The sequence below is a fragment of the Blautia hansenii DSM 20583 genome, assembly GCF_002222595.2.
GTDB lineage: Bacteria > Bacillota > Clostridia > Lachnospirales > Lachnospiraceae > Blautia > Blautia hansenii.
The window spans coordinates 2,226,270-2,239,089 of sequence record NZ_CP022413.2 but is presented as its reverse complement, the minus strand read 5'-3'; the positions used below and the strand labels follow the sequence as shown (position 1 = coordinate 2,239,089).

General features: G+C 38.0%; 13 protein-coding genes. 10 read left to right on the top strand and 3 right to left on the bottom strand.

Annotation, left to right across the window (positions count from 1 at the left end; genetic code table 11):
- The first annotated feature begins 53 nt into the window (after positions 1 to 53).
- The 4 genes from CGC63_RS11365 (at position 54) to CGC63_RS11350 (ending at position 3,559) form a co-directional block, all read left to right on the top strand.
- Positions 54 to 1,388: an MATE family efflux transporter gene (locus CGC63_RS11365; protein WP_009246403.1), complete on the top strand. Its 1,335-nt coding sequence runs from the start codon at positions 54 to 56 to the stop codon at positions 1,386 to 1,388.
- A 317-nt stretch (positions 1,389 to 1,705) separates the two neighbouring features.
- On the top strand, positions 1,706 to 2,548 hold the full coding sequence (locus tag CGC63_RS11360; RefSeq protein ID WP_003019580.1) for an Rpn family recombination-promoting nuclease/putative transposase: 843 nt from the start codon (positions 1,706 to 1,708) through the stop codon (positions 2,546 to 2,548).
- Positions 2,548 to 2,823, top strand: a complete 276-nt coding sequence (locus tag CGC63_RS11355; protein WP_003019582.1) for a GNAT family N-acetyltransferase — start codon at positions 2,548 to 2,550, stop codon at positions 2,821 to 2,823. The genes CGC63_RS11360 and CGC63_RS11355 overlap by 1 nt, the downstream gene beginning before the upstream one ends.
- A 115-nt stretch (positions 2,824 to 2,938) precedes the next feature.
- Positions 2,939 to 3,559 (top strand): hypothetical protein, encoded by a 621-nt coding sequence (locus tag CGC63_RS11350; RefSeq protein WP_003019583.1) that lies wholly within the window; start codon positions 2,939 to 2,941, stop codon positions 3,557 to 3,559.
- Between the two features lies 1 nt (position 3,560).
- Here the strand turns inward: CGC63_RS11350 and CGC63_RS11345 are convergent, their stop codons facing one another.
- Positions 3,561 to 4,262, bottom strand: a complete 702-nt coding sequence (locus tag CGC63_RS11345) for a GTP pyrophosphokinase (protein ID WP_003019585.1) — start codon at positions 4,260 to 4,262, stop codon at positions 3,561 to 3,563.
- A gap of 159 nt (positions 4,263 to 4,421) precedes the next feature.
- Here CGC63_RS11345 and CGC63_RS11340 point away from each other — a divergent pair, with 159 nt between their 5' ends.
- From CGC63_RS11340 to CGC63_RS11325, 4 genes are read left to right on the top strand one after another with little or no spacing between them, the layout of a single operon-like run.
- The gene (locus CGC63_RS11340; RefSeq protein ID WP_003019587.1) at positions 4,422 to 5,279 is read left to right on the top strand and encodes a DUF5685 family protein; all 858 of its coding nucleotides are present in this window, start codon (positions 4,422 to 4,424) and stop codon (positions 5,277 to 5,279) included.
- Positions 5,269 to 5,907: a J domain-containing protein gene (locus CGC63_RS11335; RefSeq protein WP_003019589.1), complete on the top strand. Its 639-nt coding sequence runs from the start codon at positions 5,269 to 5,271 to the stop codon at positions 5,905 to 5,907. Before CGC63_RS11340 ends, CGC63_RS11335 begins: the two co-directional genes overlap by 11 nt.
- Positions 5,898 to 6,434: a hypothetical protein gene (locus tag CGC63_RS11330; protein ID WP_003019590.1), complete on the top strand. Its 537-nt coding sequence runs from the start codon at positions 5,898 to 5,900 to the stop codon at positions 6,432 to 6,434. Before CGC63_RS11335 ends, CGC63_RS11330 begins: the two co-directional genes overlap by 10 nt.
- Before the next feature lie 22 nt (positions 6,435 to 6,456).
- A complete protein-coding gene (locus tag CGC63_RS11325) occupies positions 6,457 to 7,356 on the top strand; it encodes a DUF445 domain-containing protein (RefSeq protein ID WP_003019592.1) in 900 nt (299 codons plus the stop codon).
- Between the two features lie 42 nt (positions 7,357 to 7,398).
- On the opposite strand, the gene citX is transcribed toward CGC63_RS11325, so the two are convergent.
- Entirely contained in the window at positions 7,399 to 8,811 is a 1,413-nt protein-coding gene (gene citX, locus CGC63_RS11320; protein ID WP_003019594.1) for a citrate lyase holo-[acyl-carrier protein] synthase, read from the bottom strand.
- Entirely contained in the window at positions 8,808 to 9,860 is a 1,053-nt protein-coding gene (gene citC / locus CGC63_RS11315; RefSeq protein ID WP_003019597.1) for a [citrate (pro-3S)-lyase] ligase, read from the bottom strand. The genes citX and citC overlap by 4 nt, the downstream gene beginning before the upstream one ends.
- Before the next feature lie 122 nt (positions 9,861 to 9,982).
- Here citC and CGC63_RS11310 point away from each other — a divergent pair, with 122 nt between their 5' ends.
- Positions 9,983 to 10,561: a HutD family protein gene (locus tag CGC63_RS11310; protein WP_154965466.1), complete on the top strand. Its 579-nt coding sequence runs from the start codon at positions 9,983 to 9,985 to the stop codon at positions 10,559 to 10,561.
- A 195-nt stretch (positions 10,562 to 10,756) separates the two neighbouring features.
- Entirely contained in the window at positions 10,757 to 12,802 is a 2,046-nt protein-coding gene (locus tag CGC63_RS11305) for a urocanate hydratase (RefSeq protein WP_003019601.1), read from the top strand.
- Positions 12,803 to 12,820 lie beyond the last annotated feature (18 nt).

Below are 12,820 nucleotides of genomic sequence, written 5' to 3'. Positions count from 1 at the left end.
GTGCTTAGAATAGTAGAAGCTGTAAAGAAATTTACAAAGACAGGAGAATGAAAATGAAGAATTTGACAGAAGGAAATCCTGTAAAGCTGATGCTGTCCTTTGCACTTCCGGTTTGCATTGGGAACATTTTTCAGTTGTTTTACAGTCTGGCAGATACCAGAATTGTAGGAAGTGTTTTAGGTGGGAATTCTTTGGCAGCAGTGGGAGCAACCACTGCCATCAGTACCTTACTTATCGGCTTTTTGCAGGGACTTACCAATGGATTTGCAATTATTGCTGCCCGTAGCTTCGGGGCAAAAAGATGGGAAGAGCTTAGAAAGGCGGCAGCAGGAACTTTGCTCTTGGGCGGGGCAACCACAGCGGCGATTATGCTGCCGGTGCTTCTGGGACTAAAAGGGATTTTAAGATTGCTGAATGTTCCCGATGAGTTATTGCAGGAAGCCTACGGTTATATTTTTATTGTATTGGCAGGTATGATGATTACCATGCTTTATAATGCCTGTGCAGGAATTTTAAGAGCCATCGGTGATACCACGGCGCCGCTGCTGTTTTTAATATGTGCTGCATTTTTAAATGTAGGTCTTGATATTTTGTTTATGGCAGTCCTGCCCTTGGGCGTTCAGGGAGCTGCTCTTGGAACTGTTCTTGCACAGCTGGTTTCCGTGATTTTTTGTTTCCTTTATATATGGAAGAAATATCCGGTATTTCATTTGAAAAAAGAGGATTTTCGTTTGGAAATCAGTTTGGTAAAGCAAATGTATACATCAGGAATGTCAATGGGAATGATGATGTCTCTGGTGTTTTTTGGAACGCTGGCGCTTCAATGTGCCATTAACACCTTTGGTACAGAGATTATTGTAGCACATACTGCGGCAAGAAAGGTTTCCGAGCTTTATTTCCTGCCTATTTCTGTTATGGGAATGACAATGGCAACCTTCTGCGGACAGAATTTTGGAGCTGGGAAATATGACAGAATGAAAATGGGAATAAAAAATGCGCTTTTCATTACGTGGGGGTGGAGCGTGTTGGTTATTCTCATGAGCTACACGGTTGCTCCGTTTTTTGTTTCTATGGTAACAGGAAGTCATGAGAAAATTGTTATTGATACGGCTGTTTTATATCTGAAAATAAATGCGCCTTTTTATTTTCTGGCGGCGGGAATTAGCATTTTCAGAAATGCCCTTCAGGCAGTGGGAGACCACAAAACACCGGTTATTTCCAGCTTTATTGAGCTTTTGGGAAAGGTGCTGATTGCGGCGCTTTTAAGTCCTGTGCTGGAATATATGGGAATTATTATTGCAGAGCCTGTAATATGGATTTTGATGATTATACCATTGGTGGTGAAACTTGTAAAAAATCCGGTATTTCGGAAGGGGTATTTAGAATAGAATTAGTTTATAGTATAAAAGGTCAAAGCATGAAAAGTGTTTTGACCTTGTCGTTTTTTTATGAAATAAAGTAATATATTCAAAATCAGTTCAAAGAAATTTTATAAAAACTTATCAATATATTTCTGGAAATTAAGGGTCGGAAGTATTATAGTAAATGATAATCTATTAATCTTTTTATCTAAGGCAATTCGCCACTATTTCAAACAAATTTAGAAATAAAATATTGGGAATGAAAAATACAAGGTTCAGCCAAAATTTTATGGGTAAAATCTTTTAACGGCGGTTGGACTATGTTAGAATAAAGGAGAATAAGCATGGCTAAGAAAAATATTGTACCATTAAAAGAGCTAAACCTTACAGACCGGTTTTTATTTGATGAAGTTATGGAAGACCCCACAATTCATCAAGAGGTTTTAAGCCTGATTTTAGGGAGGGAAATTTCCCTCTTACAGGAAAGTAAGACAGAAAAAGAAAGTAGAATTTCGCCATTAATCCGTTCCATACGTATGGATTTGTTTGCCATAGACAGTGAAGAACAAGTTTATAATACGGAAATGCAAAAAAAGAGGAAGGACGATTTACCTAAGAGAAGCCGTTATTATCAGGGAATGATGGATACAGGGCTTTTAGAACCGGGAATACCAAGTTATAATCTTTTGAATGACTCGTATTTGATTATGATTATGCCGTTTGATTTATTTGGTTATGGAAAATATCAGTATACATTTGTGCCTCAGTGTCAGGAAGTACCGGAGTGTAGATTGCAGGATGGAACAGTCCGTATTTTTTTAAACACAAAGGGAAAAAATGATGATGAAGTACCCAAGGAACTGGCAGAATTTTTACATTATGTGGAGAATACCACGGACGAAGTGGCGCAGCAATCGGAAAGTGAGAAAATTCGCCATATTCATGAACGTGTCTGTGAGGTGAAAAGAAGTGAAGAAATCGGGGTGAAATATATGCAGGCATGGGAAGAGAAATATTATGAAAGAGAAGAGGGTAGGGAAGAAGGGATTAGGGAAAAATTAAAGGAACTTGTAGGAAAAAAGCTGAAAAAAGGAAAAACAGCAGAAGAAATCGCAGATATGTTGGAGGAAGACCCTCAAGTTATAAAAGAGTTGATAAAAGAAATAGAAAAAGAAGGGAGAAGCTGATGGATTTTTGTATACAAGATAATGAGATTTATTATATAAATGAAAATGGAGAGAAGGCAGCAGAAGTAACATTTCCAAGTATTGATGCAGATACGGTGGAGATTAATCATACCTTTGTGTCACCGTCTCTTCGTGGAACAGGCATGGCGGAAAAATTGATGCAGACAGCAGCAGAGGAAATTTCCAGACAGGGGAAAAGGGCAGTGCTCACCTGTTCTTATGCCATAAATTGGTTTGAGCATCATGAAGAATTTCAGGATATAATACGGAAGTAAGCGGAGGGATAATTAAATTTGAAAAATATGTGAAATGTGCATTTTCCACTTTTCCCGAACATGAAAAAGTGATAGAATTTATAGCAATGATAATTTTAGAGAAAAGGATAAGAGGATGAAAACAGAAAAAACAAAGGAAGACAGAAAGAAGAAGTGGGATAATTTTTGGTATTATTATAAATATCATGTATTGATTGGCGCATTTGCGCTGATTTGTATTATTACCTTTGCAAAGGATATGCTGGGAAAGGTTTCCTACGATTATGAAATCGGATTTCTGGGCGATTATTCTATGGTGGAAGAAGATAGAATAAAAATGGAAGACTGGTTTACAGAAAATGCAAAAGATTTAAATGAAGATGGAGAAGTTCATGTTCAGATTAGCGATTATTTTATTCCATCAGAAGGGGACGAGGGCTACGACCCACAGATGGTTATGGCAGGTCAGACAAAGTTTACGGTAGACGTACAGACAGCGACAAGTATGATTTTCTTTGTGAGTGAGAGAAGCTATGAGAAATTTAAAGAGATGGAGGTTTTCTCTGAAGACGAAAATCAGTTAATTGCAGTAAAGGATTGTAAAGCTTTTGAAGAAATGGGAAGTCCCGCATCTTTTCAGGACATGTATATTACCCTGCGTATTTTGCCGGAAGTGGCAGATAATGAAAAGGGAGAAGAAGCACAGAAATATTATGAAGAAAGTGAAAAGCTTTTAAAGAAATTTATCGGGGAGTGAGTTAAAACTCACAATATTCCCCGATTAAATTTTTTATATCCTGCATTTGATTGTCGGTAGCAGTAATGGTGCGGGCACATTCGGTAAGCTTCTGTGTAATAAGCGCATATTGCTCATTATTGCCTAAATCCTTTTTATAACGAAGCTGATGCTCCAGACTGGCCCAGAAATCCATACCGATTGTACGAATTTGAATTTCTGCACGAATAGGAGTTTTGCCCTCTGCAAAGAAAACAGGAATTTCAATAATCATGTGATAGCTGCGGTAGCCGTTAGGCTTTGGATTTTGAATATAATCTTTAATCCGTATAATTGTAATATCATCCTGCTCTGCCAGTAGGTGGGCAACTGCGTAGATATCATCAATGAAGGAGCAAATAACTCGAATTCCGGCAACATCATTTAACTGTTCACGAATATTTTGTTCTGTAAATTCATATCCCAGACGCTGAAGCTTATTGTAAATGCTCAACGGTGTCTTAATGCGGCTCTTAATGGAAGAAATAGGGTTTCTTTTATATTTTACAGAGAACTCGTCATCCAGTACCTCCAGTTTGGTGCTGACCTCACGAATTGCACAGCGATACATCATCATTAAGGAATTATAATAATCAGTATTTTTGATAAATCTTTCCGGAAATAAAATATCGAATTCTTCGGAAGCATCTTCTCTTATGCTGTTCTTAATTGTGTCTTTATGCACAAAATCACCTCTTTCGTAAATTCCGTATTATGCTACAAAGAAAGTATATCGGAAAAATAGCAAAACGTCAACAAAAGTGAAAATAAAGTAGAAATTTCAAAAAAGGTATAGTATAATTAAAAGATACGAAATTTATTCTATGAAAGAAAGGTTTTGGAAATGTTTGGATATGTAACGATTGATAAGCCTGAATTAAAGGTAAAAGAGTTTTATCGGTACAAGTCCTATTATTGCGGATTGTGCCGCACCTTGAAAGAAGAATATGGATTTCGGGGTCGTATGACACTTTCTTATGATATGGCATTTTTAGTGCTGTTTTTAACTTCTTTGTATGAAACACCTACAAAGGAATTACAATCCCATTGTCCCCTTCATCCTGTGAAGAAAATTCCTATGCTTCAAAATGAAATATCGGAGTATGGCGCAAAGATGAATATTTTGCTCGTATATTTCAAGTGTGAAGATGACTGGAAGGATGATAAAAGCCTGAAAGGAATTGCGGGAATGCACCTTTTCAGAAAGAAGGCAAAAGAACTTTGTAAAGAATATAAGAGGCAGGCGCAAGTTATCCAAAAGCAGCTTAAGGTTTTGGCAGTTTATGAAGAAAAACAGGAAGAAACTCTTGATTTGGCAGCCGGAGCTTTTGGAAAGCTTATGGCAGAGCTTTTTGTATATAAAGAGGATATGTGGGAGCAGGAGCTGCGAAATTTTGGATTTTATCTTGGAAAATTCATTTATATTATGGATGCCTATGATGATTTAGAGGAAGATTTAAAGACAGGTTCTTATAATCCTTTAAAAGCAGTAAAAAAGAACAGCAAAGATGACAATGATTATGAAAATACAGTACAGCAGATATTGGTAATGATGATGGCAGAAGCCACAGCAGCCTTTGAAAAGCTGCCCTTACTTTGGGACTCTGAAATTTTAAGAAATATTTTGTATAGCGGAGTTTGGGCAAAGTATAATAAAAAACAAAAAGAAAAACAGGAGAAACAAGAGAGAGATGGTAAATAATCCTTATGAAATCTTAGGCGTATCACCAAACGCCTCAAATGATGAGATTAAACGAGCATATCGCGATATGAGCAGAAAATACCACCCGGATTCTTATGTAGATAATCCGTTATCTGATCTGGCAGAAGAAAAGTTTAAAGAAGTACAGGAAGCTTATGACCAGATTATGAAAGAGAGAGACGGAGGGTACCAAAGCGGATATGGTGGTTATCAGAACCAGCAGTCCACATACAATCACAATGCGGCAAGTCAGGATGATATGCAGTATCAGGCTGCTTATAATTATATCAACGGCCGTCAGTATCAGCAGGCATTAAACGTATTATCCAGAATACAAAACAGAAATGCACAGTGGTATTATCTCAGCGCTTGTGCAAATATGGGTATGGGAAACAATGTAAATGCTCTGAATATGGCACGTCAGGCACAGAGTATGGAGCCGGGAAATCCGGAGTACAGTAACCTTGTGAACAGATTACAGTGGAACAGCAACCGCTATCAGGGCGGAGGTTATCCTTATTCAAACGGAGGCGGCAGCACCTGCGGTACAGGAAATACCTGCTGTGATCTCTGGTGTGCAGACAGTCTTTGTGAGTGCATGGGAGGCGATTTGTGCTCATGTATGTAAATACGAAAAAAATGGCAGTATCAGGACTTTTAATGGCTCTGGCTGTTGTATTTATTGTTTTAAGCGGAATTTTAGACTTTAATACTTTATTTTTCTTGGCAGCAGCGGCATTCTTTGTGGGAATTATTATACGCGAATTCGGACTGCGCTACGGAGCAGCTTATTTTATAGGTTGTCTGGTATTGGGTATTTTGTTAGCACCACAGAAATTATATTGCATTACTTATGCAATGATGGGAATTTATGTTCTGGGAATTGAATTTTTATGGCATTATCTTGGAAAGCACCCCCAGTGGGAAAAAAGAAAACGGATTTTCCAAATCGGAAAATTTGTAATTTTTAATGTGATGTATTTGCCTGTGCTGTTTTTCTTCCCAAAGCTTCTTTTTGCAGGTGAAATACCGGATACCATGCTGTTTGTGTTGATAGTTGCAGGGCAGATTGCTTTGTTTATTTATGATAAAGCATATGAATATTTTTTAATTCGTATGTGGGGACAGGTACGAGTAAAAATCTTTGGAAAATAACAACAGAAAAGGAAGAATGTAAATGACAATACTTGAGATAATTGCAGGTCCTGCCATTGGGGCTGTTATCGGTTATTGTACCAATTATATTGCAGTCAAGATGCTGTTTCGTCCTTTAAAACCGATAAAAATCGGAAATAGAACATTGCCTTTTACACCGGGAATTATTCCAAAAGGACAGGGAAGAATGGCGAAAGCCTTAGGGCAGGCAGTGGGAGAGCACCTTCTTACAAAGGAAGACTTTGAGAAGATGCTTTTATCTGAAGACATTAAAAATGCAGTAGTGGATGCAGTGTCACGGAAGGCAGAAAAATTAAAACATACAGATGCTTCTTTAGAGGAATTTCTGTCACAGTATACGGGACAGGAAGAATACGACCTTATGCGTGACAAGCTGGAAGACTATATTACAGAAAAGATTACAGAAGGCGTTGAGAAGCTTGATATAGGAGCGATTATTGTAGAAGAGGGCACGAAAGAAATAAAAGAAAAGTTCAAAGGCGGAATGCTTTCCATGTTCTTAAATGATGAACTTATTCAGTCCGTTGCAGCTCCTATCGGAAAGAAGGTAGACGACTATATCAAGGAAAACGGGGAAGAGAAAATAAGGCCGGCAGTGGTCGCTCAGTTAGCGGCAGCAGAAAGTAAATCAGTGGCTGAATGGATAGAACTTCTTCCTGTAAGCGATAAGAAATTGCGCCAAATTGTAGAGAATATTTATGTGAAATTCGTAAATGAAAAGGCGGAAGAACTGGCAGAAAAATTCCATGTTGCAGAAATTGTGGAAGAAAAAATCAACGCAATGGATGTTCTGGAATTGGAAAATCTGTTGCTGGGAATTATGAAAAAAGAGCTCAATGCAGTGGTCAGCTTAGGGGCGGTTATCGGTTTTGTGTTGGGACTTTTAAATATTTGGATTTAAGAAAAGGGACTGTCGTATATCAAAGCGACAGTCTCTTTTGCGTTATAAAAATGGACAAGGAATATTTTGTATAAAGTATAAAAAGTAAGTCAATGCCAGCATATCTGCACTTCCGCCGGGGCTGATGTTTCTGGAGACAAAGAAAGCATCCAGCTTTGGAAGTATGGAAAGTTGTTTTTCGTAAGTAGCATGAGCCAGAAATTGCTGTAAATCCTTCTGTATCTTACAGGCAAGCTGATAATCAGAACGGATAATGAGATTGGTATCTTCTGTGCAAGCGATATAATGTAAAAGTGTTATCAAGCCTGCCTGCCACAGGGAAAATCCCTTCTTTAAAACAGCTTGAAAAAGAGGAAATCCTACGTTGAAAAGAAGAGGAAATCCTTCTTTTGCTTCTCCTCGAATGCCTGTAATTTTATACTTCAGATAGAGCTTCTCACCATTGGTTTTGGCTGTATCAGGTGTCAGTGTAAGGTAGTCGCTTAACAGTTCAGGAAGCATACAGCGACATATCTCTGGCAGAGAAAGCAGGAAATTTTCAGAAGAAATATCCTTACTGTTTGTTGAAATATAATAGCCGATAGCAGCGCACAAAATCCCACCGGAAAAGACAATTCCCTTGTGAGTGTTTATTCCCTGCGTAGCGAAAAGCATGTTTTTTTCAGCCTGTTTTCCAATACCTCGAAGCTTTTGAAACAGCAGTGGAAGTTCCTTTTTGGAGCAGTCGCAAGACAGCCCTTCTTTTACACATTGGCAGAAGTAATCCGTGAGACTGTAAGCGCTGTTTATGAAGGTAGAAAGACGCATATCTTTGTGAGAACCATTATGCAGTCGGTCTACAAGACCCGGCTTTAAAGATGTATTGACTTCATAAAAAAGCGCTTTTTGCATGAGCAGTCCAATGTGATTGGATAATCGAAAAACAAAGAAATTTTCCATGATTTCAATCTCTTTTGCAAGAAGCTCTTGTGCGCTATGTGTTCTGGAACGACCGCAGAGAAAGGCAGGATTGCCACATAGGAGACAGGTTCTTTCAGGAAAGCCCAGTTCCTGACGTGATAATTTACTGCCGTCAGTGCGTAACACATCAAAGTCAAAAAGACGCCCTAAAGGATGATGTTCTTCTTGTTCTAAAAGGTAAGTTTTAATCTCTTCGGGAGGAAGATTTAAAGCAAAAAATCCTTCCCATCCAGTTTCGTTTTTCGCTTCAAATTGTTCCAAAACATCTCCATTTAAAAGTGAAACACCTTTTGAAATAATAGAAGAACCCACTTCATAAGCCCATTTTGTATAAGGGAAAACCTTTACAGGACCGGGAATATTTAGGGTAAAGCTTAAAAGACAAGTTGGTGCTTTCTGTAACATTTTTTGCTGTATTTTTACACGATTTTCTCTTGCATTTAGTATTTCTTCTAGGGAAACACAGTTGCCTGAAGTCCATAGTTCATGTTTCATAATGTTGCTCCTGTAGTGAGAAGTTGATTTCGTAGTTCACTGCCTTTAGGTGAAATAAGAAAATCATAAGTGGTTTTCGGTACAAAATCTTTTAAAAGCAAAAAATCTCCTTCCAGAAACTTTTGACGCACAAAGGTAGCACTAATAACCGTGTTATTTTTTTTGCATCGTGGAATTTCTGTCACGATTATGTCAAAAGAAGGAAGAATTTTTTTCATCTGTTCATTGTAGGTTCTTGTGATTAAGGAGAAGGGTTCTTCTCCTACAAAACGGTGGGTAATGTGAAAAGCTTCTTTGAAATAACTACCAAAAATTTGCAAGTCTAAAACAGCAGCTTTTTCCGTAGCAGTCGCTTTATCCTTTAAAAAATAATCAGGAAAAGTTGCATGGGAAATAAGATAATCAGAACTTCCGTGGACAGATACATTGGATAAATGGGCACATCCCTGTTTTACCAGTTCCAGACGAATATCTGAAGGAAACTCAGAGGAGTCTGTGGATAAGACAAAGACGTGGAGATAATCACAGGATTTTGCTGCTGTTTCTACCAAATATTTATGTCCGTTAGTAAATGGATTTGCATTCATTACAATAGAACCGATGGAGCAATCTGTACAGTCAGGGATATTTTTTGTTTCTTCCTTGAGGTATTGGCGGATGCCGTCTTTTCGGTTTTCCATAAGAAGCATATCAGGGGTTTCAGTAATGGGGTAAAATCCCATATCGGAAAACATTTGCTCATACATTGGTTTGGTAAATAAAAATAAGTGAGAAATTCCCTGTTCAAAAGCATTTTTGATCAGTTGTGTAATAATAATCTGTAAACAGCCTTCGCCTTGAAAATCTGGATTTATTGCAATACATTTTAATGTGTTTTCGTGGCGTGAACCACAGCCGGCCAATTTTCCGGAAGCTGTTTTTAAGAATACCGAATATTGAATTTGGGAGTCATAAGTTAAATCAAATCTTTTTAAAAAATCTTTCATTTGTTCTAATTTTCGTGAATGAAAGGGAAAACCTTCTTCTAAATAAAATTGTTCCGTAGCCATAATGAGCTCCTTTCTGAAACATATTATGAATATTCTAACATGAAAAATGTAATAGGGGTAGTTTATTGACGAAGAAAATAATTTTTGCTAGTATGAAAATAAAAAAGAATAGGGGAAAAAGCATGAGCAATAAAATGATATTGAAAAAAGCAGAAGATTTTGTAACTTCAAAATGGTCTGGAGGAAGCACAACAGAGCTTTATATTTATCCACCTCAGGCAGTATATCGAGAAGGGAATTTTAAATGTCGTATTAGCAGTGCTACAGTAGAGGTCGAAAAATCGGATTTTACTTCCTTACCAGGGGTGAAACGATATTTAAGTATTTTTTTCGGAAAATTGAAAATGGTACATGGAGGGGAGAAAGAAGTCATTTTGAAACCTTATGAGGTAGATTGTTTTGATGGAGGAGACTCTACCGTTAGTTATGGGAAAGTGGTGGATTTTAATCTCATGTTGAAAAACGGTGCAGATGGAGAGATGCAGGCAAAAAAATTGAAAGGAGAGGAAGCGTTGATTTTAGAGCCGAAAGAAGGGGAAAATCTTTTGGCGGTTTATGTGAAAACAGGCTGTGTTCAGATAGAAGAAAAGATTGTAGAAGCAGGAGAACTTTTTATCTGTGAGGAATGGGAAGATAAAGTAAAGGTTCTGGGAAAGGATACGGAAGAAAGCGGAATAGGGATTTGCAGAGTTAGAATTTAATAAAAAATCAGGGGCGCCAGTAGAAACTGGCGTCTTTCTTTCGTGCATTTTTACTTTACCACACCAGAATAAAAGGTGCAAATTCGTTAATATACATAAAAAAAGTCTAAAACGTCAAGAAAACAAGGGAAAAATAGACGTTTTTTAGACTGTAACAATGCTACAATCGTAAAAAAAGCAAAGGAGAGATGCGAAATGAACAATGCAGAGATCGGAAATGCAATGGTAATTAAATTAGACGCGGTATTACCGGAGTATCCAACATTTAAAGAAGGTGTCAGAAGAGCTCCGAAAAGAGAATTGACATTAAATAAAAGAGAAATCAAACTGGCAGTAGCCAATGCCTTGAGATATGTACCTGAAGAACTGCATGAACAGTTGGCACCGGAATTCCTGGACGAATTATTAACACATGGACGTATCTATGGATATCGTTTTATGCCAAAAGAAAGAATTTATGGAAAACCAATCGACGAGTATAAAGGTGAATGTGTAGAAGGTAAAGCTTTTCAGGTTATGATTGACAACAATCTGGACCATGAGGTCGCTCTTTATCCTTATGAACTGGTTACATACGGCGAAACCGGACAGGTTTGCCAGAACTGGATGCAGTATCAGTTAATTAAAAAATATCTTGAAAAACTGACACATCACCACACATTGGTTATGATGAGCGGACATCCAATGGGACTTTTCAAATCTCATGAAACAAGCCCAAGAGTTATTGTAACAAACGGTCTTATGGTTGGTATGTTTGATAATCCGGAAGACTGGGCAAAAGCAACAGCTATGGGATGCTCTTCCTACGGGCAGATGACAGCCGGAGGCTGGATGTACATCGGACCACAGGGTATCGTACACGGTACATTTAATACAATTCTTAATGCAGGACGTAAATTCTTAGGAGTTCCGCAGGACGGAGATTTAGCAGGACACTTATTCGTAACAAGTGGTCTTGGTGGTATGAGCGGTGCTCAACCAAAAGCTATTGAAATCGCAGGCGGCGTAGGTATTGTAGCAGAAGTGGATTACTCCAGAATTAAAACAAGACATGATCAGGGTTGGGTAAGTCTTGTAATTGAAGATGCTGCGGAAGCATTTAAGGTTGCTCAGGAATATATGGACAAGAAAGAAACAATTTCCATTGCATTCCACGGAAATATTGTTGACCTTCTTCAGTATGCTGTTGACAATAATATCAAGATTGAATTGTTATCTGACCAGACATCCTGTCACGTTCCTTATGACGGCGGTTACTGCCCACAGGGACTTACTTTCGAAGAAAGAACAGAGATGCTGGCTAATGACAAAGAAAAATTCTGTGAATTGGTAGACCAGTCCTTAATTAAACATTATCACTTAATTAAGACTTTAGTAGAAAGAGGAGCATACTTCTTTGACTACGGTAATGCATTTATGAAAGCTGTATTTGATGCAGGTGCAAAAGATATTGCTAAGAATGGTGAAGACACAAGTGAAGGATTTATCTTCCCATCTTATGTAGAAGATATTTTAGGACCAGAATTATTCGATTACGGATATGGACCATTCAGATGGTGCTGTCTGTCCGGAAAACCGGAAGATTTAAGAAAAACAGACCATGCTGCTATGGAAATTATTGATCCAAACAGAAGAAGTCAGGATAGAGATAACTATATCTGGATTCGTGACGCAGAAAAGAATAAATTGGTTGTTGGTACACAGTGCCGTATTCTTTATCAGGATGCTCTTGGCAGACGTGATATCGCACTTAAATTTAATGAAATGGTAAGAAACGGTGAAATCGGACCAGTTATGCTTGGACGTGACCATCACGATACAGGTGGAACTGATTCACCATACAGAGAAACATCTAATATCTATGATGGTTCTAACATTACAGCAGATATGGCTGTACACTGCTATGCAGGTAACGCTGCAAGAGGAATGAGCCTTGTAGCTCTTCATAATGGTGGTGGTGTTGGTATCAGCAAATCTATCAATGGTGGATTTGGTATGGTTCTTGATGGAAGCGAAAGAGTAGATGAAATCCTTATGGCTGCAATTCCATGGGATACTATGATTGGTGTTTCCAGAAGAAGCTGGGGAAGATGCGAACATTCTATTGAAACAGTAGCAGAATATAACAGAATCAGAAATGGTGAAGATTATGTAACAATGCCTTATCTGGCAAGCGATGAGCTGATTGAAAGAGTGTGCAAAGATGTTGTAGTAGAAGAACATCATCATGCACATCACTAAAAGTTTATCTTGAATTTT